The organism is Vibrio sp. 947 (assembly GCF_033339115.1).
Lineage (GTDB): Bacteria > Pseudomonadota > Gammaproteobacteria > Enterobacterales > Vibrionaceae > Vibrio > Vibrio alginolyticus.
Window position 1 is genome coordinate 38,497 of the sequence record NZ_JAWOTX010000030.1, and the last position, 24,115, is coordinate 62,611.

Consider the following 24,115-nt stretch of genomic DNA (forward strand, 5'->3'; position numbering starts at 1 on the left):
TTTCGTTGTTAGTAAAAAGGGCATTTATGGGGAATAGGGCTAGGGGAATTTGAAAACTGATTAGCCGACCAAGGTGATCTCCGTTCCTGCTGCAATTTCGTCAACAAACTGGATAACATCACCGTCCGGTGAGATGGTGTAAGCAATATCTCTTGATTGCTGCACACCCTGTAGGAACACCAGCTTAATCGCGCGTTCTTCAAAGACTGGTGGAACAGTGAAAGTATTCGACGTACTAGCGAAGTGGCTATGGAATACTTCCATAGGCGCGCCAGCGATACCGCTGTTTATGATGGCTTCAAGGTTATCGATATGCTCTTGAAGCTCGGCAATGATAGAGCTTGAGCTTAGTGATGGGACACCTAGAGTAATCACCACTTCATCACCCGTTTCAAGTGGTTCGGCTACTTCAACCTCATTAGTGTCTTTCAAGAATTGCCAAGCACTGTCTTTGGTCTGCACGATACCTTGGATAGACAATGAATCTACTTCCGGCACTTCGTAAGGCAATGCGATTTTTGTTTCGCCACCAGACGCAATGTACGGCCAATGTTCAACCGACTTGTTGTATGCAGCAGCAGCTTTGTCATAAACCAACTTGATGGCTCTCGCAGTGGCGTAAAGCTGATCGTTATCTACGTTTATCTGACTGGTTGCGTCCCAGTTGTTTACCAAGCTAAGGCCAACTTGCGCTTTGGTTACATGGTGCGGGTTTTCACGGTCTGCGTAGTGCGCATTGGCTTCGGCGCGCATCGCATATTGCTTATGTGGATCGGGATGTGAAACGTGACCTTGTAGGTCATAACCGCCTTGTTCACGATCATCAAAGTTAAGGTGTTCACTTTTGAGTTGGGTAACGCCACCTGGCACGGTAGCGCGACACAATATCAAATGATGATCTTCAACCGCTTCCTGCGGAAGCACCTTAATTTCGGACGCTTCAATGTCTGACGCTAAATCGACTTGTTTTGTCTTTACGCCAAACTTATAGAACGCTTCGAGCACCACATAAGAAGTGGCACCAGCCGGAATCTCCACATCAACATCGTGTTGTTGTCGAACGGTTAACACATAGTCGTCGCGCTCAACTAACGCCACGCCAAATTGTTCACCACTGCTCACACGCAGTTTCATTCCACCAGCCGGAGCACATTCAAAACCACGGAAAATACCAGCGCGAACGATGCCGTAAAACTTACGGTTTAGGCTGTTACTGGCCAGTGGTTCTAGGTACTGCGTATCGGTGATAAGCGGTAGCGCTTGCCAGTCCGTTAGCAGTGGCGGGATGATGATCGTTTCTTCGAAGTTTGGGCGACTCATTAGGCACCTACCTGCGCCAATTGAGCGCTATCCGTGCGAGCCGTGTTAATCACGATTTCTATCGATAGACCACGGTCAGAGTAGATCCAAACTGGTTGAGTGACAGCCACTAGAATCAGACCGCCGCTCGCATCTTTCACGCCGACGCAAGAGAACTGGTATTGTTCATCTTCTGCTAGCGTACCCGCTGGCAAGTTTGCCGTGATGACGATATTGCCGTTCACATAGGCGTAGTTCGCCTTAGAACGGTAAAACACGTTTTCAACTGTTGTCTTATCCAGTGGGATAGGCATGCAGCTAGGCTTGCCCTCAATTTCTTGGATAAGGTCAAAACCCCATTCAAGATCGCCAAATTGGAAATAAGGCTCAGTACCATTGGTAGGCAACGACGACAAGGCGCGTTCGTCGTAATAACGGTTAAGCAGTTCACACTGCGATAGGACTACTTTTTGTGTAAGCACCTTTACGACCTCGTATAAGTCGTGGCGCTTTAATGGGACGGGGAATAGGAATAGGGTTAATAGTACCGTCTATCAATGGAGATCGCATCTAAGGGGATCGCATCCATTCTAGGTGTACCATACATAGGGCTAACAGGGCGTTCTTCCTGTGTCGTCGTTCCAGTCTGAACGAAATCCTGTTTATAGCTCGGTGTTGATTCTATATCGGTCGTGGTCTGTTTTCCAACCGTAACATGGTCAGAATAGTTAGGTATTTCCACCATATCCATGACTTCAAATTCAATAGAATACAATTGGCCATCTAAAACAATCCGTAATGGGATAAGAGGATGCACCACTCGCTTAATCTTCGCTTCGAATGCTCGAATGGCTTCCTCGGTAATGCCGTCCTCACCTGCAATGTCGTTCAAAGGGATGCGAATAGCACCGCGACTGGTCAGGAAAAAGTCGCTCGGGTTTAGTCCGTTTTGCAGCTCCAACTCTGACTCGGGAACTAAGAACGTGCCGTATGGAAATCGCTCTTGGTCTACTGGCGCGTAGATTCGTTCCCACTTAACACGTAACCCTTTAAATTCACGCGCGAGCGTTGAGATAAGTGGATAAATGGTCTTTTTAAAGTGAATTTCGTCCTTACGCTGCATCACAACGTGTGGCAAGTCCTCATCGGCCACTTCGCCTAGTGGGAAGATTTTTCGCAGCTCTTTAATGTCTTCTAGCAGCGATTCTTTGTCCATTTCGTACAGTGAAGAACGTGCTTTAAGCTTTTCAATGTATGACTCTACGTGAGTTTCAATTGACTCTGCGATCGCGCTTGCTAAATCTACCCAAGCGGTTTCCTTTTGACGCGCCTTGGTTAGCTGGCCAGATAGCCATTTTCTGAAGTCTCCAAATGCCATGTTTTTCGCCTTATTGGTGTAAAAGTTTTCGCATGCGAAAACTATACGGGATGATGTTTCTTAAAGTTCTCGCATGCGAAAACTATATAGTATGTTGTGTTTTAAAGTTCTCGCATGCGAAAACATCCGTGTCTTTCTTGCTCCGTGCGAAAACTTCTATGAGTAATCGAAGTTCAGTTGAATGGTTGACGCATTCACATCTAAATAGTGGTAAGTATCAATCGGGATGCGGTCAAGAATCCCAATAACTTCGACCTCAAACTCTTTAATGCCCAAAGTCACGTTGAGCTCTTGGATGACATCCCAAATTTGGTTTTTGGTAATGCGCTCATTGCGACTTGTCTGTTTGCCAAATTTCTCATCTAACGCATCGGCCAGTACCTTTGTCGCCCATTCTGGATTTGAACTTGGGTAAAGCTTACCTTTGACCGTCACGGTAAATGGCACGTCCTTACGCTCCACCAGCTTATAGCGCTCGTTATAGCCCTCTCGGCCAGCGAATAGAACTTGGATTTCCTGATTCAAAATCTCGTCGGTTTTATCGGCAGAGTAAGCACAAATAAAGATCGTATTGATGTTGCGAACGTCCGGCGTTCCTGTGAGTTTTTCCTGCTCCGCTTCACCCCAAATCGACAACCAAGTAACACCAGAAATATTGCGCTTAACAAAGGTCATGTAATCCGAGTCCCACGCTATCTGCTCGTCATAGATTGGCGAGTAAAGGGCGTTGTTTCGGATTGATTCAATGTCTTCCGGCTCTGCACCGCCGATGATGCTGGTGGACGTTTTGATTGAGAGTTGGTCTTTATAGGCGCTTTGAATCCCCATATCGATAAGCTCTAAAGGCTGCGCATCGAGTAGGGTAGTCACACCATTAGTCAGCCATAGCTCAAACTCAATTACATCACCTGTCGCTGGCGCGCGACCGTTATTGTTGTTACCAAAACGAACGCCTAGCTGGTCGGTTGGCTTGTAATACTCCATGTAGGCTTTGGATTTGCCGTCCGTATTACGAAACTTAAAGACGTGCGTCCATTCTTCTCCGTTCACGCGCACGATGATGTTATGAATACGCTTAGTCAGCTCTTGAGGGAACGCCACGGCCAACCAGTTTTTTCCTTCATCGACCGTGTAGGTCATCTTGGACACTTCGAACTGTTGCACCTCTACTGCGACGCTTTCTTTCGGCATAAGATCAATGGCTTCCATTAGCGTATAGCGCAATTGATTGTCAGCCACGCATTGGCTGTATTTCGGCAAGGTAACGCGCTTTGTTCCGGTATTGGTCACTAGCGCACGGCCTTTCGATGGCGCTGCTTTTCGCCCTACATAGCCCTCAGTTTCAGCACCCGCCAAAATGGAGGTGCGTTTAGTGGCTAGCGTTAGGTAGGATTCTTGCAATGCACGGCTACTGATTGCTGCCATGCGTTCAACAATCTTGGCCACAAATAAGCAAAGGTAGTCAACGAACTGCGAACCAATATGACGCGACCACCAGCTTGAACCAGCAATCGCCTCGTTAAAGGTCTTTTTGACTTCTTCTAACTTGCTCAAAACGTAATACCTCTCTCCAACGTTTGACCGTTCACAACGATCGTCAATTTGTAGGCATCGATACCGTTCACGCTTGGCTCTACGGCAATGCCTTGAACCACCGCGTCTTTCACGTCAATTGGGAGGGTTAATAGGATTGAGTTTTCGATAGCTGCTGCTGTGGTTTCGTTTATTGGTTCATGCTTGTATGCCCCTAATCTGTTGCCCCATTTTGGAGCGCCCCAAACTTGGCCTTGAGGTGTATCGAGCCATTCAGAGACGCGCGCAACGATCGCGTGTTTCTCATCGGCTACTTTTACACCGTCAATATCGACCCGTAGTAAGTAATCAATTTCTTGGCTCATCTATTACTCCATATCAGCGCTTTGACGCTGTAACGAACGGTCATCAAAGTTGAGAGGAATAGAGCCGCTAGCCTTAGTGGCTGACGCTGGCTTGTCTTTGCTTGAGCTGCCGCTAGGCGCTGCAAAGATAGTGGTCGGTTTGTTGTTATCACTGCCGCTAACCGCGCGCCCAATGGCATCCAGTGAATGTTTGCTAAGTTCCACGGTTTGAGGCTTGCCGCTCTCTTTGAGGTCTTTCATTGCTGCCTGTGCTTGCAGCACGCTAACTCTCTCATTGCGTTGAATGGATGATTGAGTCGCAACCGTCTTATTCGAGGTGTTTTCGGTGTCCACTTTCACCACGGATTGAGTGTCCGTTTTCTGGTTACTTAGCTCGGTATTGATGGATGATTCATGGCTGGCTGTGGTCACGCTGTTGGTTTGCGTGTTGTTTGCAGCCTTGGTTAGTGCGGCTACGGCCTCAGCCTCTTTACGGCGTTTGATCTCCGCATCGACGGCGGCCACTTGTTCAGCTTTCTTATCTGGCGAGTAAACTTGGCCAAGCTCGGGATGCTCGACCATGCCGGACATATCCATGCCTGTTTCATTAGCCACTTGCACACGTTTGTCCTGGCTAATACGTTTTTCTCTTTCTACAGCTAAGTAAGCTTCTTTGTAGCTAATCCCTTGCTCGCTGGCCTTTTGCGATGCCTCTTGAGAGGTCACTTGAATTGAGTTTTTCGCATCAAGTTCGCGCATGGCTTGGCTGTCATTGGACGCTTTAGCCGTGTGGTAGGCTTCGGCGTTCTTAAGGTGTTCTTCTTTCTCCGGTTGAGCTTTCTCAGCCTTAGAATCCTTAGCCTCTTTGTCGTCCTCAATCTCACCGCCAAATAGCTTGTAAATGCCTTTGGCCATATCGCCAGAATCAAAGGTCAACGCTTCCTTGGCGCCATCAAAACCGAACGCCCCAAGCGCCGAACCAAGCAAACCAGCACCGCCACTGACTAGGCCACCCAAATCGAGCGCGTTTGCCAATGCCATTGAGCTTTTCTGGCCAGTTGTCGCTTCTTGGCCATCTTTGAGATTGAACGTCTCTTTTTGTTTGTCTTGGTCAGTGAATCCGCTAAACGCATCGTAGGCCATTAAGGCCGGAGCAAGGAAAGGGATCGCCTTGCCAGCAACAGAGCCGATTTTAGACATACCTTTAAAGGCGGCACCCGCCATCGATACGCCCTTGTTGGCCACGTTTGAGGCTTTGCTACCAATGCCTGACATTACCGATTTAACTCGGCCACGCTTACCGTCAGCTTTACGACCACGGCGGCGTTCAAACATATCGCCAGCTAGGTCTAATAGGCCACCTTGGCCATCGTTCGCCACTGCTTTGGTTGCCGAAATCAGATCGTCGAGCTTATCTAGTACATCATCGAATTGGCGTTCACGATCAGCACTCGATTCATGGAGCACTTCAAGCATGTTTGCTCGGTAGCTCTGTTCTTTGGTGCTTTTGATCTCACTAGCTGTGCTTATCCGGCTAGAATCACTCCCAACAAGATTGACAGGCACGTTACCCCTAGCACCATCACGGTTAGGTCGATCACTAGACGTAATTTGCGTTGAATGGCTTGTCTCGAACGAATCTTTTGTCGCTGATAGTTGTTCATGGCTAACTGTCTCTATGGCTGTGACGGCCTGACTGTCTGCCTCTGGCGCTTGTTTGCCTCGGGTAAAGAGTCGGCCTAGTTTCGATTCTTTTAGCTTGTCTTTGGTTGAGGTGGCTTTTTCGGTCACTTCATCCAGTGCGTCTTTAGCGTCTTGCCCTAAGTGATAAAGCTCTTTAGCGGAGTAGAAGAACGAACCACCAGCCGCAGCGCCAGCCGCATCGGTCGCGTCGTTTTCTTCCTGTAGGAACTCTTTCACGTTATTGATGGCCAGTTGCTTAAGGCTGGTGGCCACCTTGGCAAAAACGTTCTGGCTGTCCTTTTCCGTGTCGGTTTGCTTTTCAATTTGGCGCTCTAATGCGGTTTGCTGTGCGTTCTTGTAAGCCGATTGCTCTTGCTTACTCGCATAACGACCATCGGAGCGTCGAAGCTTGCCATTAGCGTCTTCCCAATAGCCCTCAAACTCTGCCAGTGCGTCAGAGACAGCCTTTTCCAACTTCTCTGGCACATCATCAAGGATTGAGGTATCCAAACGTTCAGAATTGGATTCTGGCGCTTCTACATTCACGACAACGGGCGCTTGTTTTACTGGCTCGCGCGCGTCCTCGCTTTTCAGCGTGTCAGCAATCGACTTTACGCCACTTACAGAGCTGCTTTGCTCGATCGCTTTGGCGTCCGGCTTAGCTTGTGTTTCTGCTGGCTGACTAGGCGAAAATGACAACTCAATTTCACCTGTACGCTTGGTCTTGGTTGCACTTGGTTTAGGTGTGCCGCTTGATTGTTGTTTTAATCCTTTTTGTGGATTAATGCTCTGAAAATTAGAGACGTTAAGAGAGGCATTGGAAACGCGCTTAGTTACCGCCTTTTCGATGCCCTTAGTATCCACTGCAAGGACGGCCTTTTGTTGGCTCGTTGGTAGCGTCTTGCCATCGAGTTTGCGACGAATCTCAGATAGCACGGTCAGCTCTTTGTCACTGGCTCGCTTCACTGCATCAACAACCAGTGAAAGATCAACCTCTTGTTGGTTTCTGTCCATTTTTCACCTTGTCTTGGAGCGCTTTATCTAGGCTTATGGCCATCGTTTGAGGTGTTTTGAATACCGCATCGATAGGCTGGCCACCGTAGATCGTTAAGTTCTCAATCAGTACGTTCCAACCAACGTAATCAAAACGTTGTAATGAAGTCGTTATGCCGAAAGGGTAAGAGCAACGTTCGAGTTGCTTCACCTCCTTGCTCGATAACTTTCTGGCACTGCGGAATGGTGGCGACTAGGTAGTAACGCCCCTCGTCGTACTTGGTGAGCAATCCGTGACGCGCATTGCGTAGGCACTTTTCAACCTTGGCAAAGGCCACACGAAATTCCGTGTTGAGGTACATCGATTTCAATAGGTCGATTTTCCACACTAGGGCATCGTCTTGGTCTTTGGGTTGATCTTCGAACGTTAGGCAGTAGGCCAGCTCAGTGAGCGCCATGCGGTTAGCTTGTTGCTTCCATTCAGCGCTGTCCGGTTCGTACTGGTCGCGCTCATTGCGAATGTTCTCAAGTTGCTCCGCTTCGTAACCGGTTAGTGGTTTCACGTTCGCTAGGTATGACTTGCCTTTCACGCTTAAGGTGATCTCTTGTTTTGGCAATCCATTGAGCGCTTTTGCCGATTCCATTAGGTCGCCCATATTGAGATCGAGATAGTGAGCTTCTTTGCAGTGCTCGCACTCATAGCTAAAGGGAATAGTGCCTAGCTCGCTGGTGGACATAAAAATCCACCACAATGCTGCGCGGCGATCTTCACCAGTCCATAGGCCGCTATCACTCATAGGGCGCTTACTGGTGTCTTGCATGTGGTTCAGATAGCGAGTTGTGTTGGCTTCCTCTTGATACTCGTTAAGGTCGCAGAACAATAGAGCGTCTTCCACGGTTGGGACTCGAAACTCAATCACTTCTGAAATGTTACTTGGTAGTGGAAATGATGGAATGTGCATTACAGTACCTTGTTACCTACAGACATAAATTTTTGGAGAATGAGCGGGAATGATTGGATCTGGTTGCCGTTTTCGCGTGAAAACATCACGTTGCCAATCTTGGTAGGAAAGACTTGATAGCTCTTATAGAGTGACTTTTTGCCGTCCTCATTGAGCGTAAAAATGTTGACCTTAAACACGTACTCTTTAGGGATGTTGAGTGTGCCGTCTTGGTTTCTGACTTTCTTGATTCGGTTTTCAAACCACTTGGAGATAGTCAGGTTTTGGTCATCACGAACCGTTAGCGTGATTTCGCCAACGCTGCTGTATGTAGGCAGCGCAATCGAGCCAGAACCGACTTGGAATGAATCCGCATCGATAGAGCCAGCACCAAAATCAATATCCTTTACGTAAATATCAAAGTCCGTTGGCGCGTCCGGCGAGTCGATTTCTACCGCCCATTGCCAGCCTTGCAGCCACGGCTTATTCATAAAGTTATTGGTCGCGCGTTTGGCGAGCTGCATGTATGGATTCATGGCCGCCTCGCTTAGAGCAACGATACTGGTGGAACAATGGCACGGTTCGCGCGCATTGAGTTTTCAATCTCGGCTTTACGTGCGGCTAAGTCAGGTTCGGCAGCAATATCGGTCACATCCAACTTGCCAGCTATCGCAATACGGCGTTGACGCTCTGCGTTCGGGATAGTGATCAGCAATTCCAGATAGTCGCCAAGCAAGCTAATGCACGGCGTTGGAAGCTGGAACGAATCAAACGGCTCATTGAGTACGTTTTGCATGTACATCAATGTCAGTGGGAATGTTTCTGCGCCCGTTAATTTCAGTTCAAGAACGTTGCCCCAAACCTCGCTACGCACATAACGGCCACGGTCATCTTTGACCACCAGCCTTGCAGCAAAGTCGGACGGTAATTCAAACTGATTGCTATCGGCTAAGTCGCTTTGTTGGATGCGGGTTTTAGTGGTAAATCCGGCAATCTCTTGGTACTTGGCCAGCGCTTTACGCAGTAGGCTAAACAGCGCCTTTTCGTCGTCGTGTAGCAAGATAGGGAATCTCGCTTTCACGTCTTCGAGTAGTTCAATCGGTGTCATGGCCGCTCCGGTAGTGGCGGCGCATTTTGAGATGGGGGATAGGCTTGGTGAATCTTAACTCAAAGCGATAGGGCGCGCGATAGATAAAAAGCTTGCACAATAACGTTGTGCAGAAAGTTCTTGCATGCACAATGACGTTGTGCAATTATTATTTGGCAATGATACAAGGAGTCAGACAATGAAAACTATAAAATTGATACCGTATATTAAGGAGGATTCCTCACATGGAATTCAAAGATCAATATTTAGAAGATTTTTATGTAGATGATATTTCGCATAAAAAGATCCCTAGCAATTTAGAAGACGTACTGTACAGAAAGCTAGAAATGCTTGATGCAGCAACAGACTTTAGGGATTTGCTGGCACCACCAAATAACAGATTTGAACGACTAAGCGGCAAGCTTAGTGGATATTGCAGTATCAGAGTTAATAAACAGTATCGTCTCGTTTTTAAGTTTGAAAATGGAGAGGTTACTGATACCTATTTAGACCCGCACACTTATCGAGCTTAATAGGTAGACTACTGCCAGCCGAAAGGCTGGCTTACTTGGATTAGATATTGACCTACAGGCCAGTAATCTATGACTATATTGTGTATAGGAGACACCGCATGAGACGCACAAAGCGTAAGCCAGTAACAGTCGGCGAAATGCTAAAAGTTGAGTTTCTTGAGCCGCTGTCCATAACAAATTCTACATTAGCCGAAGCTATGGGCGTTCACCGTAACACCATTAGCAATATTATAAATGGAAAAACCACATTAACATCGGAATTAGCAACCAAATTAGCCGTAGCGCTTGGAAATACACCTGAGTTTTGGTTGAACATTCAACACGCAGTTGATGTGTGGGAAAGTAACAACAGCTTTGAAGATACCAAACTAAGTGTTAAGCCTTTGGTAAAGCTTGATAGCTCTATGTCAGATTTCGCAATGGCATGATGTGAGCTAGAACTTATACGTTAAAACCGCCAGTTACGGCGGTTTTTTTGTGCGCGAGATTCTAGATCTAATTATAGATTGATTACTTTTTCTTGTGTGCAATACTGGATGTATTAAACATTTTGAAAAAGTTTCACGGCATGAGCAAAAAGATTGCGGGGGTTAGCCTCCCACCAGCAAAACCCACTGATTTCATTAAAGTAGTAGAGCTAATCGACAAGCTAGACCCAATTAAATACGGGTTTGACAGTAGCGGTAACTACTTGCATTGGAATGACTTCCAGTACCGTTCAAAAGAGTTTAAAGGCGACCAAAAGGGTTACGCTTGGCATGCCCTAAAAATTAGACGTGGCCTTTATGACATTTCGCTTGTTGATGAAAACGGCAATCCGTTTCAACTTAGTGCCGGATGCCTCGACGCTAAGCTATTCCACATCGAGAAACAGCTCAAACTAGAAGATTTACCGTTATCTGCGCAAGATAAAAAGGCACACCTAGTGAAAAGCGTGAAGATGGAAGAAGCCATTAGCAGCGCCCAATTGGAGGGAGCGGCCACAACGCGCAAAGTGGCGAAGGAAATGCTTGAAACGGAACGTGAGCCTAAAGACGACTCCGAACGGATGATTATCAATAACTGGCGTTTGATCATGATGGCCGATGATCTTAAGGATGCAGAGCTCACACCGGAGTTGATTAGCGGGTTTAATGGCATCGCCACCGATGGAGTGTTAGAGAATGAGCACGTTGCTGGCCAATACAGAACGGATGCAGTCATGGTTAGAGACGTGGCCACTGGCGATATTATTCATGAAGCGCCAGAACATGAGCACGTTTTGAAGCTCATCGAGCAACTATGTGACTTCGCCAACACCGACCATACCACCAGCACCAATTTTATTAACCCAATCGTTAAGGCTTGTATTCTGCACTTCATGATTGGCTACATTCACCCATTTATGGACGGCAACGGGAGAACGGCTAGGGCGCTTTTCTACTGGTTCATCCATAAGCATGGCTATGAGAACTTTAAGTACGTCTCGATCTCTGCGCCACTTAAGAGCGCGCCAACCAAGTACGTTAGAAGTTACGTTTACACCGAAACGGACGACAACGACTTAACGCACTTTGTGGACTACCAGCTAACGGTCATCATCAATGCGATTGAGCGCTTTAACGAGTACATCAAATCTAAGATTGAAGATACGAGAGAGGTGCGCGAGCTGCTAGACGACTCCAAGCTTAAGGGCGTATTGAAACTGCCACACATTGTGATTCTGGCCAAGGGATTAGAAACAGCCGGACGTGTCTTTTCAGTTAAGGAAATTCAGTCTGATTTTGACGTGTCTCATACCGCTGCGCGCAAGTATCTTGAAAGGCTGGTGGAGCTGAAGTTATTGTTCAAATCAAAGGATGGCAACGAGAATACCTACATTGCACCAGCCGACTTGAAACAGAGACTAACCAAAGCTTAAGAGCATCAAAAAAGCCGCCAAACTGGCGGCCTTTTTGTAGGGAATAGAATAGGACAGGTTGGCGATTAGAAATCTACCCAGTTGTATTGCAGTGTGATAGCTGGCTTAACAAGTGCTGCTGTATCTTCTGTTGATAGGTCGATCACGTCTGAGCGCACTTTTACGTGCTCTAAGCGGAATCGATGCGACTTAGCGCCCTTACCTTTAGTCGATTCTGGCGTAGACTCGATAACGACCGTGACCATTTTCTTTTCACGAACGATCTCACGTAGCATATCTAGCACTGTACCAGTGATAGTTTCTACACACGTCACCGCGATTTCGCCTTTGTTCTCAAGCGCACCATTTTGGATGTAGCCCAAGCCCATTTGACCAAAATCTTCTACGTCTGCACGTCCCATTGCAGGAAACTGAGTTGAACGAACCAAAACGCTGATATTTGGGTATTCTTCGATTTTCATCTCGAACTCTGTACCCATCATCTTTTCGCCAGCTTGGACGTTCTTAGTGAATTTCTGTTTCAAGAAATTCATATCGCCTTTTGCGTTAAATGCTCCGGCCATAATTACACCTATTCTATTGGAAGTGGTTAGGGATCTGTGACTGATTAATCATCTGCTTAGGAGCGGCGGTAATAGTTACCGTGTTGTAAGCGAAATTCCCGTCTCGCGTCTTAGGTGCGTTAATGTCATAACTCACCTCGCTAATTCGCATAGGTAGATTGAGCGCTTTGCCAATCTTGAATCTCGCATCACTTGGAACACGGCCACCAAGGCCATCGGAACTGACTGGAACAGTATTTTGCAGCTCTGGACTTATCATCTGAGCCAAGTATTTAATGGGATCATTAACCTCTATTTTGGCATTGGTGAACGCGACAAATTTAAGCGTTACGGTTATCTCTGGCGGTTCGTTGCCTTGCCAAACTTGCTGACTGTTCCATAGTGTTTTACTCGTCTTATCCGACACGGTTTGCGCGATTGAGGACGTTTTATCTAGGGCGTTAATGTTACCCACGGAATCGCCCTCAAACGGCGCTTCCCATATCGCTCTAAAGGCAAGCTGACACTCATCAGTCATGTAACCAATGACCGTAATTTCTTGACCGCCTATGACTTGTGTAATGGCGCATTTATTGTGGATAGACACGCCATCATCATTAGGTACGCCGACAATTACAGCCATTGCTTATCCTTACTTGTCCATACCGCGAGAATCGCGCATGCGGTTAGCCTTTTTGCGAGCTGCTTTAGCCGATGAGCTGTGAGCTTTCGCGCGCGCTTTCTTAAGTGCTGCTTTTTGTGCTGCACTCATACGGCGCTTACGGCGATTCGTTTTGATATAAGTTACCTTGCCATCACGGATCACTTTCTTAAGCGCTTCAAGCATCATGGATTCACGAACGGCGAACTCTGCGATCGCTTCGTCTGAGTCCACGCTGTCTAGGCCACGCTCTAGAGATTCAAAAATGCGATCTGCTGCTTCTGGATCTTCCAGTGCTTCTAGCATGTCGCCCTCTTTCGGCTGGCCAACTTGAGCAATGAACTCGCTAGCCGCTTCCTGTAGCGATTCGTATAGTGCTGCTTGGCCATCGGTTAGCTCGGTATCGTCATCGCCACCAGCCATGCCAAATAGCATTGCGTCTAGGTTGTCGATTGAGCTTTCACCACCGTTAACCCACTGAACACAAGCCGCTGCTGCGTCTTGGCGAGCCATGATGGTTGATGCACGATTGATGGACTCAAGAAGTTGACCTTCTGTGACAGACTCAAAAAATGCAGTTTCAGTTTGTTCCTGCTCGGCCACTTGTGGCATCACAAATGGGCGAGCAAGAACAGAACCCTCAGAAAACATTGATTTCATTCTATTCTTGCTCTTATGTTGATTAACGGATTAGTACAGGTTCACCAAGGATTCGACGCGCAGAGCCAGTTGGACAGAACGACCAAGTGACTTTCCAGTAGTCGATTTCCACTTGCTTAACTTCCAACGTCCAAGCGTTCTCGCCGTCTTGTGCTGGATTACGAGGTGTCACTAGCGCACCAACGGCTTCATAGCCTTCAAGGATGCTGGCCATACCGTCAGTTAGACCCTCCAGCGTTGCACCGTCAGGTTGGTGTTTTAGGCGATTACCTAATGCGTAGAAGTCGCGTGAGATAGCGTCAGCAATAGACACGACTTGCTCAAAACGTAGGTAGTTTTCAGCCGCAGATGACGTTAGAGAGTCATCAATGAACAGGTTGCCGTTTTCGTCTGTGCCTAGTTTGTTTAGACGTGCCTTGTACATTTCTTGGTAGTTAGGCTCGCCAGCACCTTGGATTGGTTTTAGGCCAGTACGTTGGATAACAGCACGTTCAACACCCGCTGGTGTGTAGTGCCAACCGCCGACCGGAGAGGTCTTAGCAACGCCAAGCGCTTTAGCTGCAAAGCCGATACCCGAGCCGCCCCATACCGCCATGTTGCCGTAGAAACGACACTTCGCTTGGTAAGGGATATGCACGAATGAAGCGCGATGGTTGTTGAAGTTCAGACCTTTTTTGAACTCCAATGCCGCTTCGTGCGTTAGGCGAGGATCAACATCGAAGTAGCCAGAAATGCGTTTGTCTTTACAGATTTGCGCAAGGTCAGTGATTACAGCAGTGTCGTAGCAGCCCAAACCACAAACGTAGTTAAAGCTGTAAACGGTAGTGCGTAGTGCTTTCACTGCTTTCTGGTAATCGTCAGCCGTAATGTCGCTAATATTGCCGTTGGTCGCGCCAGTGAATTTGGTTTTCGCAATTGCAGTAACTTCGCGTTTCGCTACTTCTGCATCGATGCGACAGGTTAGGTACTGCGAACGTTCTTCAAGAACAGTCTCGATAAACGCAGCGCTACCCATTTGGTCTACTGCTGTTGGCTCTAGGGATACAACCCATTCTTCTAGCACTACAGAGCCACCAGCCGCCTGTTCTTCCTCTAGAGTAAGAGTGAACATGCCAGCGCCGTAAGTCGCTTCGTCTGCTTTCGCAAGCGTGATAGAGCGGTTATCGGATTGCGCACCGTCTTTGATAGCGATCGCTAAAAATTCGCCATCTTCAAGTGACAGGTCAGCCGAGTAGTTGATCGCTTCGTTAGTGATCGTCACTTCGTCTGCTGGTTTGGTTAGCTTGATAGCTGGATAGGTTGCCGTTTTTGGTACGACACGAACCACAAGGCCATTACCGCCGCGCAAGGCTTCATCAAGAACGCGCATGCCGTCAGCCAATTTGCCAAGGCTTGAGTGGTAAGGCTTACCTAGCTTGTCTAGGAAGTTAGCCGCCGTTACCGGAATCACTTCGAACGGCTTACCTTTTTGAGACACAATCACACCGCCAAACACTAGCTGGTTAGAGCCAGTGCCTTGCTTAGGTGTCGAGTCAGCGTTAATTGGCGAAACCGCAACTTGTGAGACGTTATCCATTGAAAATTCAATCTTACTCATCTTCTGTCTCTTTCAGCGTTAGATCCTGTGCTGCAAGCTGGTCTACAATTTCTTGCAAACCCGCTTGAGCAATACCTTTCACCGCAATCACGTTGTCTTTCGTCATTTCGGTTAGTTGCTCAACCGTTGTCACACCGTGGTTAATCAGTGCTTTTTCAACGCTCGCGCTTAGCTCAAGTGCTGATAGCGCTGTGCCTTTGTCGCTGGTGGCTGTGTCTGGTTTCGTTTGAACTTCTGGTAAAACCGTTGGCTCAAGGCGAACCGAAACGAGGCCGTTTGGATAGGCCGCTTCCACTTCGTGTTTGAAGCGGTTCACGTTGAAAACTGAGAGAGGGAAATCTTTGGCCAGTGGCGGCATAACGCGACCCTGAACCGTGATTTCCTTTGGTGTGTGGTTGGTGATTAAAACGATCGTTTCTTTCATCGAATCCCCCAAGAGCGGCAGCCCGTAAGACTGCCGCTTACTTGCCTTATGCCGTTGCTTCTACAGGAGCTTCATCGATAAGTTTCACGCGGTAGAAGTAGTCTTCTCCGTCGAATGGATGGATTTCGCCGTAGGCCAGTTCGTATAGCGTGTTAGACGCTACTAGACCTTTACCGATTGGATGCGTGTACATGGTTGCTGCGATTGCATCACCTGCTACGTAGCCCGCTTCTGAGTGAGAAGAACCGCGACCGTAACAAAGCATGTCGTTCGTACCGATCACTACCGGACACTCGAACACTTTCCACATGCCGAACAACTTGCCTGCGTAGTGGATAGCGTTTTTCTGTTGGTAGTTAGCCGGAGCTACGAAATATGGAGCACCTAGTGACTTAAGGATTGTTGACGCGCCAGTACCAGCAAAGATACCTGTCATGCCAGTTGTGCGAGTCGCTTGTAGGATCTTCGTAGAAACGTTTAGAAGAACTTCGTTTAGACGTTCACGATGTAGACGCCAATCTTCACCAGCCGCTACGTAGATATTGAATGTTTCTTCGCGTGTACAAGCAAAGTCCATATCTACTAGGTGGCGAGTCGCTTTTTCCGATGCCAATGTGTTGCGCATGTGGCTCATCTGCAGCGATTTGAGATCTTGGCCAAATTCGCGTTGCATTGTGAACATCGCTTGAATAGTCGCGTCTGCTGCGATTGCGTTTTGACGTGGGCGCAGTATACGAGAGTCCATATCATGGTCGATCGTTGGGATAAGGTCAGGGCGTCTTTCAATGTCTACTTCGAACTCGATGTGCAGAACCGTCCCTGATGGTAGGGCTGATGTTGGAGTGACGGTAACTTTGCCTTTTGCATGGTCAATCTGACAGTTAATAACCATACCGTTGTGAGTACCTGTCATTATTTGACTACCGTTGCTGTCTAGGTCGCGAGCCACACGTTTATGGTTAATAAATAGGGAAACAGATGTCTTAGTGAATGGGATCTCAAACTTGGTGTGTTTTAGGTCAGTCTTAGAGTCAAACACATGAGTTGTCTTAGTGCCGTCTGGTTGCTGTTCATCGACAAACTTGTAACGCTGACGCATAGACGAGTATTGGCCAACCGTTGCTTGGTCGATTTCAGTCCCCGCTGCGAAGTCACCAAAATTTGAGCCAGTGCGGCGGTAAACTTTGAAGATCTCAACTTCGTTCGCACCTGCTGGGATCATGGTTACAGCGTCAAGTGTTGCTGTCTCAAGGAGAACAGGAAGCACTAGGCCAACCATCTTCGCACGAATTTCAACACCCTCAGATGTTGATAGAGATTGACCGATAGACTCAAGCATCATTGCGCCTGTTGAGCCATCACGCTTAGCACCCTCTAGCGTCATCATGTTACGCATAGTTGCGTGAGCTGATGCCATTAGTTCATCACTAGGTAGGTGGCCGTAAGTCTTTTCGTATTCACGCACCGCAGACTGCATGCCTGATACGATGCTAACTGCTGTTTCTTGAGACACTGACTCGAACATAGGCTCATTCGCAATGGCTGACAAAATAGCCGCGCCACGAGAATTGTCGTCAGTTAGAAACATGCCTGTTTGTGAATCGAATTGGGATTCGATGCATAGATTACGCATTGCTTGAGCGCCTAAATGAATCGCCTCAATGCGTTTGTTGAAGTTAGAACGTTTATCTGCCATGTAAGTAAACCTTAATTATTAATTGATTGTGTTCGGAATGGTTAAGTGCTGGAAAGCGGTAAAAATTCGCTCAATTTCGGATAGTAATTAAGATTTATTTCGAAAAAAATAGGGGTAAAGTCTCGTTTAAATTATTGTTATATAATGAATTTATTTATTTTTGTGAGCTTTTGTGGGAATGGTAACGACAGGGGATTTCTATGTCGTTGATCGTGTGTTTTTGTTGAGAGAAAAGGGGATAGGAAAGGGCATCTAAAAAAAATTTAAAAAATTTTCAGTTGTTATAGGGTTCCTGCCAAAAAGCCGAACACGTTGCTTAGTAGCTCTTGTGTGTCAGTCTCTAAGCTTGGAAGCTCAACCCCATAGAAAACGGCCAAAAAGTCACGAACAATGAGTTGATAAACGACCACCAGCGCGATGCTCCACATCATAGCGGCGCGTCCAGTACGTACCAATGTGTTAGAGCTGGCCGCTTCAAGCTCTGCCAGTTTGTAGGCAAACTCTTTGCGTTCTTCGTCACTGGTAAACACACGATCACCAAACTCGGTCAGTTCGCGGATAATGCCACCTACTTTCTCGCTGGTGGCGCTCTTAAATAAACTACTTGTAAACACTTTTGCTAGTCCCATCATTAGTTGCTCTCTTTAATGTGTTCTGCGAACGCTTCTGCCAGTGCTACGGCTAGCTTTTCGCGCAGTTCCAATCCCTTTTGTAACGACTCGTCGTTAGACAAAAAGAACGGCTCCAAAATCACGGCTGGCATTTTGGTTTTCATCAAGAAACGCCAACCGCGAGTATCAGTACCAGTGTTCGAGATAGGCTTAAGGCCACGATCACGCTGTCCGATAAGTCCAGCCACCGCTTTTTGTAGGCGCTGAGCAAGTGCTTGACTCTTGTCCGACTTATGCCAATGCAATGTCTCTGAACCTTGAACTGACTTATTGGCCACGCTGTTACAATGTAACTCGATGGCATAGTCAGCGCCCGATTCGTTCACATCACCGATCATCCGTGAGTAGGTGTCTCGATACATGATCACTGGAAGAATGTCTCGCTTATGTAGCTCGGCGGCCAATAAGCTGGCTAGGGGATGATTATATACATACTCATTAATTCCGAATGTTTCATTGTAAGCGCCGCCATCTTTAAAACTATGGCCAACAACAATACAGACTTTTTTCATTTTATAAATCTCAAAACTTAGCTTAACTAATATACGCTTAGGTATTGACTATGTTCGGAATAGGAAATATATTTTCTTTACCAGGTCGGCATCCCAATCGACTGGTGTCAACTAACGTTGAAACTTCATTTTTAACCTTTGTAATAGCTTCTTGCGCCGCGAACACTTACCTCGCGGCTTTTTTTGCCTGCAATTTAGAAAAAAACCAGCTTAGAAAAAACCAGCGCGAACGCTGGCTTTGCTTGGATTATGGTCGGTTTTGAACGGGCTCTATCTTGTTTGATTTGAAGTAATCAAGAACAGGATTAACTCGATAGGGTTCTACGTGGAAGCTGGCCATCACCTGATCTTTACGCATCAAGTAAAACTGATTTCCGCTGTATCGCACCGCATCAAATATCACGTTCATTCTGCACCCATCGTACATGTATTCTCCCTCAACACTGAGGCTTTTGCGTATCACAAAGGATAGTCGCGCCTTGGTGGATTTAAGCTCGTTTCGAGCTCTAAATAGGTTAATTGCTAGTACGATGATAAGCGACATTAATCCGCATAGTTCATATGCGTTTAAATAAACTGAATAACTCATTTTGTCTTTTTTCTAGTGCGAATAGGAAAGGTATTAGCAACAAAAGCATTCTACAGTCTAAATACCTCTGCTGTCGCGTCTTTGATGCTCGTTTTTTTCGTCTGGTTGCTACAAATGGTAAATGAAATCGCCTTAGTGAAGTAGCCTAACGCTAAGGTGCGTTCCTCTTTCGACGCAATGATCATTGCGTCAATCACCGCGCTTGAGCTGGTCACGCCACCATCAAGGGGAGCCATGATCTCGTTTAGCGCATTCGCTTGGCTTTCTAGTTCCGGCGGCAAGTCTGGTGGCGGTAAGGTTGCACCGTTCTCTGACTCACTACCGCTTGTTGGTGGCGTTAATGCAGTATTGATTTGCGCCATAAGAGATACGGCTGCATCAACATGGCCAGAAAGACCGTTGATCACTGCCTCAAGCGCTTTCAGTTCTTCCTTGCTGGTAATTGGCAAGATACTCGGAGCGGGTACGTTGTCCTCTGTACCATCAACCTTGTGTTTGATGTTCACACCAATAGACACTTGTTCGAGGTCGGTTGGATCGGTGATCAACACTAGGTGCTCATTCCATTGCGTTAACGTGGCCACCGTTGCGCTCACTGAGTCATTCAAACCCTTAAGCGTTACCACTAACTGCGATGCGCCTTGGTAGTCCTCAATATCCTCGCTCACGCAGCCTGATAGCTTCCCTGACAAACTTTCACACTTCACCTTAAGGGATTTGCCTCGGGTAAGGTTCTCCGCTTCCTTAAGGCCGCCTACGTCTAAAAACTGGCGAAACTGTTCGATTTGCTCTTGTGTGTCTAACATCAAATTGCCTCAATCAATCGTCATCAAGTCGTTACCGTTTACCAGCGTAGCGCCACACCCAAGGGCATCGCCTACCATAGCGACCGGAACGCCATTAACAGTAAGTTTTGAACTACCAGTAATAACGCCTACGTGCGGCGGGGTATCTGGTTTTACGTGCATGACGGATATATCACCCGTACCTAATACATTAATTCCATTCACGGTCAGTAGTGGCTGGCCAGAAACAAAAACACCTGGACTAAAGCCACCATGACCACTATCCACACTCCCTACAATTCCTACGGCTGGCATAGTGCATTACCCTAATGTAAATGGAGCTGCGGCAGCCTTAACAGCGAACTGGCCACCAGCATCGATATTGACGTTACCACTCGCTTTAATGGTCACTTCATTGCCCTCTAGGTTGGCTTTACCGGAGGCTTTTACGGTTGTATTACCACCCGCTTCGATGTTCGCATCGCCTTTCACTTTGATAGTTAGTGCGCCTCCGATTTGCTCCAATGTGTTCCCTGTTGAGCTGCGAAACGCATTGCCCTCGACGTGGATAACACATTGGCCATCTGGTGTGATATCAATGGCTGTGCCGCTTTGGGTATGCGTTACTGAGTAGCCGCCTTGATGCGTGATGAGCTCGCGCAAACCAAATCGCACAAAGAGCGCATCTTTGCGGTCATAGGCTGGTGGCTCGGGTTCACCCTCGGCTCGTTTAGGCTGATAGGCTTCTCCGTTCACCTCGCTTGGTAGGTACGACTCATAGTTAGGCGCGTAGTAAAGCGATCCGGTAATACGGGGATAACGGGTATCGCCATTACGAGGAAAATCCACCCAAACCAGATCCCCTTTTTCCACTGGCACTGCATGGCCACCACTCGGTTTTGCACCTAATGGCAGTAGAAACTCGGCAAAAGGTAAATCCTTATCGGGGATTCCATCCCAATAACCAAGCAAGCGAACGGATACCATGTACAAGCCTTTCGGATGGTCGGTATTTACCACTTCGGCCTGATAGCTACCAAACAAGCGGTTAGTGACGTTGGTGCGTGTTCTGTTCTCTGACGAATCGCTCATAGGTTTCTGACTCCCAACTCGATACGACACTGATACCGGTTCCCACGTTGGCAATGGGCGACACGGTTCATGATTTGTTTCTCTGGCATGGACTCATCCAGCTCGGTAGCGGGTAGCCGTTTATGGAATAGCACTGAGCACACCGAAAGAGGCGTAAAGGCAGTATTTCCGGTAAGTTCCACATCCAAAATAGGGATGATGGCCATGTGTTGATTATTCAGCGCCTTGGCTTGTGGAACGCTGACCATGACCATCGCGCCCGAACGTTGGCCACCTTGGAAGCCCTCGACGGTATCCCAAGAGGCATAGTTACGGTTAAGAACGCGCTCAAACAGGGCTTCCTCTCCGATAATGGAGTAGTTCGCAATGCTGTGCTCTGCTTCCTCTGGATTCGACTGTTCCAGCTTGAATTGCTCGCTCATATCCATGTTCTTGAGCGACTTAAAGTGCATAACACCACGGCAGACAAACGCCACTGAGCCGTAATCTCTGGCCATTGTTCGAATTAAGCGAGACTTAGTACCACCAGCATTTAAATGGTACGTAGCGCCACGCTCAAAGCTGTCACATTCGATTTTTAGCTCGGGTAACAGCTCGGCCAGAATGTCTTTAGGCTGCATTTCAACAAAGAATCGAGGAGTTGTGACTGGCTCTTTAAGTAGGTGCGCATCCTTTTGGAATGCTTGAACGGTAAGCATACCGTCAGCGCTGGTGGACTTGGCCACAATGAATTTTTCAATCCAAACCTGATCGCCTCGCTCGTTCACATCGGCCATCGTGACCTCGATCTCTGAACCGCGCTTAATCCCGTAGTAATCCCGATAAACGGCAGCCTGATCCATGATTTCCATAACCAGCTTGTTGCCGTCCATCGAAGCACACTCAATGTAGGTAAACGAATGAATGTGCTCGATAGGGATGTCATTTTCGTTGGTGACAACTTTTTGGGCGAGAAAGTATTCTTTGTTACTCAATGACTCGGCCTCCCACACCAATCGCACCCTGACGGACAGCGATCGACTCGGCCTCATAAACCTCTGCAATCACTTCAAAAGAGATTGAGGAAGCAAACAGGCGAGTATTTTCATGGTCTACTTCGGCGGGTTCGGTCATCGCATCTTTACGGCCACGTATCTCGATGTTGATTTCCATTTCAGTACCCGCGAGCATGGTTTTCGCTCTGAATACATGCTTACGCTTGCCCTTGGTATGACGTAGCCAAACCATTAAACCTAGCGCTAGGCGGCTAAGGGTAGACTGGTTCCAAGCTAGGGCATTAATGCGGTAGGTAAGCGCGACAAAGGACTTATTAATCACGGCATAAGGCTGGCCTTGTTCATTGGCCAGTTCGCCATAGTCAGCAATATCGACGTACTCCCCGCCATCAACAAACCCAATCACCGGATCGCGCGTGATGTAGCAAACAGGTAAAAGCTCATTACGGTTTGCTTTCACCTTGTCGCCCAACTTTGCCGTTAACTTAGATAGGAATGACACTGGATCGTTAAAGTTGCCGTAGTAAATCTTTCTCGACTTATCACGGCCAACAAAGCGAGAAAACTCACTGTTCTCTCGCCGTTTAGTGTCAGTCACAACTAAGGAATCAAGCACGTTCTGGAAAAAGGCAGCTACCGCACGGTCAATGTCGGTTAGCTCTGTGTGTTCTACCTTGCCATCGAATGTCACTACATCGCATGGGATTTCAAAGAACGTCTCATCCAGTTGCATGATTAGTCCTCCAAATCGTCCAGCTCGTAATACTTACGGCCTTTTACGATAGTGATGCACTTATCGCTTCGGTGTAAGGTCACATCGAACTTGTGGAAGTTGCTCGTTAGGATAGGTAGGTAAGCCGATACAGGCTCATTGCGTTGGTAGCCGTCTCGCGTTTTACGGCCTTTACCGGATCGGTTGCCCTCATAGATTTGAATGACCGCGCAATCAAAATCAATCTTGGCCATGTCTGCGATCGCTGCATCGAGATCTTTGTGCATGTTAAGCACGTTCGCGCACAACATGACGCAAAAACGGCGTTTTGAACTGTCAATTTCGGCAATATTGTTTACTACGCCTTTGGCTTTTGAACTCGGGTCAAAGTGAGTGACCGTCATGCTCTGCTTGTGGCAGTTAGTAAGACATTCTTCTGTTAGGTCGGGAAACTTACCGCAACCAAAGCTAAGAATGTTGTTCGCGTATGACCAGTTAGGCGCAAGTCTGCTAAGGCGCTTTGCACTGGCTGGCACTTGCTTTCGGCTAGTCTGTAATGTCATGCACACTCCAAAATTGGAGCGGCGCTTTAAGGATGGGGTGGACTAGGGCTAATATGAACGCAAATTATACACCTCGACGCCATTGACCCTAAATAATCAAAACGGCGCATATAAATGTAATGCGCATCAAATAAATCTTGTGAACTCTCAAGCCAATTGCGTTGCGTTTGATGTTTAAGGTGCATGCGGCGGCATTCGGTAATGCGTTGCTCACACCTTAACAGGACGTTATATGCCAGTAATCAGAAAGTCGATAGCAGAGATGATCTCGTCTCTAAAAGTGCTTAAATCATTTACAGGCTCGCTTAGAATTTTGGTTGGTACACTTGCCATTTGATGAGTCAGAATTACGAAATCACCTTCATCAATATGGATTACGGGACATAGATGACTGGGCGCTTTTTTCTCTAACAACTCAGTAGGCGTTAGCGGAATAACTAATCGAGTGTTCAATGTATCAAGCAGTTCACTTTGAACGTCAACAAAGTATGGATATGCGGTTGAAGTGCTTTTATCGTTGTTTTTGTATAGCGAAAATTGTGGCATTAGAATACTCGGTAAGAATCAGAAAATAGTCCGTGGTTTTCAGTTAGCTCGTTGCAAGCATTAATGGCATCAGCATTTTGCTCTAACCATTCAGCTTTCAGGCGTTGATTCACTTCTTTCTCAAGTGCCTTTTCCATTGTTGCTGAAAGGTTAATATTTAAGCGTTTAGCCTCGGCAAGTAACTCACTATTTAAGCTTAAGTTTGTAGCTTTCTTTGGTGCTTGCGTACTATATGCGTTTCTCATGACTGTAACCTATGCGTATTGTATGTGCGCATAAATTATAGGCACAGTACAAGCACATAACAAGAGACTATGGCGTCAATAGTTAATTTTTGAGGCTATCTGTATCCCACATAACACCATCTCTTAGCATTGAA

The 24,115-nt window shown here is 47.2% G+C and carries 30 protein-coding genes; 3 read left to right on the forward strand and 27 right to left on the reverse strand.

Features of this window, described 5'->3' with window-relative positions; all coding sequences use genetic code 11:
* Nucleotides 1-60: 60 nt before the first annotated feature.
* The 10 genes from R7Q39_RS25285 to R7Q39_RS25330 form a co-directional block, all read right to left on the reverse strand.
* Nucleotides 61-1,320: a hypothetical protein gene (locus tag R7Q39_RS25285; RefSeq protein WP_318077026.1), complete on the reverse strand. Its 1,260-nt coding sequence runs from the start codon at nt 1,318-1,320 to the stop codon at nt 61-63.
* The gene (locus tag R7Q39_RS25290) at nt 1,320-1,781 is read right to left on the reverse strand and encodes a hypothetical protein (RefSeq protein WP_033905433.1); all 462 of its coding nucleotides are present in this window, start codon (nt 1,779-1,781) and stop codon (nt 1,320-1,322) included. The genes R7Q39_RS25285 and R7Q39_RS25290 overlap by 1 nt, the downstream gene beginning before the upstream one ends.
* 56 nt (nt 1,782-1,837) lie before the next feature.
* Complete coding sequence (locus R7Q39_RS25295) at nt 1,838-2,677, reverse strand: hypothetical protein (RefSeq protein WP_054579128.1); 840 nt, start codon at nt 2,675-2,677, stop codon at nt 1,838-1,840.
* A gap of 156 nt (nt 2,678-2,833) precedes the next feature.
* A complete protein-coding gene (locus tag R7Q39_RS25300; protein ID WP_318077027.1) occupies nt 2,834-4,231 on the reverse strand; it encodes a hypothetical protein in 1,398 nt (465 codons plus the stop codon).
* On the reverse strand, nt 4,228-4,575 hold the full coding sequence (locus R7Q39_RS25305) for a hypothetical protein (protein WP_033905435.1): 348 nt from the start codon (nt 4,573-4,575) through the stop codon (nt 4,228-4,230). The genes R7Q39_RS25300 and R7Q39_RS25305 overlap by 4 nt, the downstream gene beginning before the upstream one ends.
* A 3-nt stretch (nt 4,576-4,578) precedes the next feature.
* On the reverse strand, nt 4,579-7,251 hold the full coding sequence (locus R7Q39_RS25310) for a hypothetical protein (RefSeq protein ID WP_318077028.1): 2,673 nt from the start codon (nt 7,249-7,251) through the stop codon (nt 4,579-4,581).
* Nucleotides 7,226-7,441, reverse strand: coding sequence for a hypothetical protein (locus R7Q39_RS25315; protein ID WP_152560875.1), 216 nt, complete (start codon nt 7,439-7,441; stop codon nt 7,226-7,228). Before R7Q39_RS25315 ends, R7Q39_RS25310 begins: the two co-directional genes overlap by 26 nt.
* Entirely contained in the window at nt 7,380-8,192 is an 813-nt protein-coding gene (locus R7Q39_RS25320) for a hypothetical protein (protein ID WP_318077029.1), read from the reverse strand. The genes R7Q39_RS25315 and R7Q39_RS25320 overlap by 62 nt, the downstream gene beginning before the upstream one ends.
* Nucleotides 8,192-8,707 (reverse strand): hypothetical protein, encoded by a 516-nt coding sequence (locus R7Q39_RS25325; RefSeq protein ID WP_049878014.1) that lies wholly within the window; start codon nt 8,705-8,707, stop codon nt 8,192-8,194. Before R7Q39_RS25325 ends, R7Q39_RS25320 begins: the two co-directional genes overlap by 1 nt.
* Before the next feature lie 11 nt (nt 8,708-8,718).
* On the reverse strand, nt 8,719-9,279 hold the full coding sequence (locus R7Q39_RS25330) for a hypothetical protein (RefSeq protein ID WP_318077030.1): 561 nt from the start codon (nt 9,277-9,279) through the stop codon (nt 8,719-8,721).
* 224 nt (nt 9,280-9,503) lie between these two features.
* On the opposite strand from R7Q39_RS25330, the gene R7Q39_RS25335 reads away from it, so the two are divergent.
* The 3 genes from R7Q39_RS25335 (at nt 9,504) to R7Q39_RS25345 (ending at nt 11,691) form a co-directional block, all read left to right on the forward strand.
* Nucleotides 9,504-9,791 carry a type II toxin-antitoxin system RelE/ParE family toxin gene (locus R7Q39_RS25335; protein ID WP_318077031.1) on the forward strand — a complete coding sequence of 96 codons (288 nt, stop codon included), beginning with the start codon at nt 9,504-9,506 and terminating at the stop codon, nt 9,789-9,791.
* Between the two features lie 98 nt (nt 9,792-9,889).
* Nucleotides 9,890-10,219, forward strand: a complete 330-nt coding sequence (locus tag R7Q39_RS25340) for a HigA family addiction module antitoxin (RefSeq protein ID WP_318077032.1) — start codon at nt 9,890-9,892, stop codon at nt 10,217-10,219.
* Between the two features lie 140 nt (nt 10,220-10,359).
* Entirely contained in the window at nt 10,360-11,691 is a 1,332-nt protein-coding gene (locus R7Q39_RS25345) for a Fic family protein (protein ID WP_318077033.1), read from the forward strand.
* Between the two features lie 65 nt (nt 11,692-11,756).
* On the opposite strand, the gene R7Q39_RS25350 is transcribed toward R7Q39_RS25345, so the two are convergent.
* From R7Q39_RS25350 to R7Q39_RS25430, 17 genes are all read right to left on the reverse strand, one after another.
* The gene (locus tag R7Q39_RS25350; protein ID WP_169629044.1) at nt 11,757-12,254 is read right to left on the reverse strand and encodes a baseplate protein; all 498 of its coding nucleotides are present in this window, start codon (nt 12,252-12,254) and stop codon (nt 11,757-11,759) included.
* A gap of 13 nt (nt 12,255-12,267) precedes the next feature.
* Nucleotides 12,268-12,876, reverse strand: coding sequence for a hypothetical protein (locus R7Q39_RS25355; RefSeq protein WP_169629043.1), 609 nt, complete (start codon nt 12,874-12,876; stop codon nt 12,268-12,270).
* A 9-nt stretch (nt 12,877-12,885) separates the two neighbouring features.
* On the reverse strand, nt 12,886-13,554 hold the full coding sequence (locus R7Q39_RS25360; RefSeq protein ID WP_169629042.1) for a hypothetical protein: 669 nt from the start codon (nt 13,552-13,554) through the stop codon (nt 12,886-12,888).
* A 22-nt stretch (nt 13,555-13,576) separates the two neighbouring features.
* The gene (locus R7Q39_RS25365) at nt 13,577-15,151 is read right to left on the reverse strand and encodes a hypothetical protein (protein ID WP_318077034.1); all 1,575 of its coding nucleotides are present in this window, start codon (nt 15,149-15,151) and stop codon (nt 13,577-13,579) included.
* Entirely contained in the window at nt 15,144-15,575 is a 432-nt protein-coding gene (locus R7Q39_RS25370; RefSeq protein ID WP_054577210.1) for a DNA-directed RNA polymerase subunit alpha C-terminal domain-containing protein, read from the reverse strand. The genes R7Q39_RS25365 and R7Q39_RS25370 overlap by 8 nt, the downstream gene beginning before the upstream one ends.
* 46 nt (nt 15,576-15,621) lie before the next feature.
* Nucleotides 15,622-17,271 (reverse strand): hypothetical protein, encoded by a 1,650-nt coding sequence (locus tag R7Q39_RS25375; RefSeq protein WP_318077035.1) that lies wholly within the window; start codon nt 17,269-17,271, stop codon nt 15,622-15,624.
* A gap of 281 nt (nt 17,272-17,552) precedes the next feature.
* Nucleotides 17,553-17,903, reverse strand: a complete 351-nt coding sequence (locus R7Q39_RS25380; RefSeq protein ID WP_318077036.1) for a hypothetical protein — start codon at nt 17,901-17,903, stop codon at nt 17,553-17,555.
* On the reverse strand, nt 17,903-18,454 hold the full coding sequence (locus R7Q39_RS25385; RefSeq protein WP_318077037.1) for an N-acetylmuramoyl-L-alanine amidase: 552 nt from the start codon (nt 18,452-18,454) through the stop codon (nt 17,903-17,905). The genes R7Q39_RS25380 and R7Q39_RS25385 overlap by 1 nt, the downstream gene beginning before the upstream one ends.
* 247 nt (nt 18,455-18,701) lie before the next feature.
* Nucleotides 18,702-19,043 (reverse strand): hypothetical protein, encoded by a 342-nt coding sequence (locus R7Q39_RS25390; protein WP_318077038.1) that lies wholly within the window; start codon nt 19,041-19,043, stop codon nt 18,702-18,704.
* 50 nt (nt 19,044-19,093) lie between these two features.
* Nucleotides 19,094-19,849, reverse strand: coding sequence for a hypothetical protein (locus R7Q39_RS25395; protein WP_318077039.1), 756 nt, complete (start codon nt 19,847-19,849; stop codon nt 19,094-19,096).
* A gap of 9 nt (nt 19,850-19,858) precedes the next feature.
* On the reverse strand, nt 19,859-20,143 hold the full coding sequence (locus R7Q39_RS25400) for a PAAR domain-containing protein (protein ID WP_318077040.1): 285 nt from the start codon (nt 20,141-20,143) through the stop codon (nt 19,859-19,861).
* 6 nt (nt 20,144-20,149) lie between these two features.
* Nucleotides 20,150-20,920: a phage baseplate assembly protein V gene (locus R7Q39_RS25405; protein WP_318077041.1), complete on the reverse strand. Its 771-nt coding sequence runs from the start codon at nt 20,918-20,920 to the stop codon at nt 20,150-20,152.
* Nucleotides 20,917-21,894 (reverse strand): hypothetical protein, encoded by a 978-nt coding sequence (locus tag R7Q39_RS25410; protein ID WP_318077042.1) that lies wholly within the window; start codon nt 21,892-21,894, stop codon nt 20,917-20,919. The genes R7Q39_RS25405 and R7Q39_RS25410 overlap by 4 nt, the downstream gene beginning before the upstream one ends.
* The gene (locus R7Q39_RS25415; RefSeq protein WP_318077043.1) at nt 21,887-22,648 is read right to left on the reverse strand and encodes a hypothetical protein; all 762 of its coding nucleotides are present in this window, start codon (nt 22,646-22,648) and stop codon (nt 21,887-21,889) included. Before R7Q39_RS25415 ends, R7Q39_RS25410 begins: the two co-directional genes overlap by 8 nt.
* A 2-nt stretch (nt 22,649-22,650) precedes the next feature.
* Entirely contained in the window at nt 22,651-23,190 is a 540-nt protein-coding gene (locus R7Q39_RS25420) for a hypothetical protein (RefSeq protein WP_213907460.1), read from the reverse strand.
* 228 nt (nt 23,191-23,418) lie between these two features.
* On the reverse strand, nt 23,419-23,736 hold the full coding sequence (locus tag R7Q39_RS25425; RefSeq protein WP_213907428.1) for a CcdB family protein: 318 nt from the start codon (nt 23,734-23,736) through the stop codon (nt 23,419-23,421).
* Nucleotides 23,736-23,981 carry a type II toxin-antitoxin system CcdA family antitoxin gene (locus tag R7Q39_RS25430; RefSeq protein ID WP_213907427.1) on the reverse strand — a complete coding sequence of 82 codons (246 nt, stop codon included), beginning with the start codon at nt 23,979-23,981 and terminating at the stop codon, nt 23,736-23,738. The genes R7Q39_RS25425 and R7Q39_RS25430 overlap by 1 nt, the downstream gene beginning before the upstream one ends.
* Between the last annotated feature and the right edge of the window lie 134 nt (nt 23,982-24,115).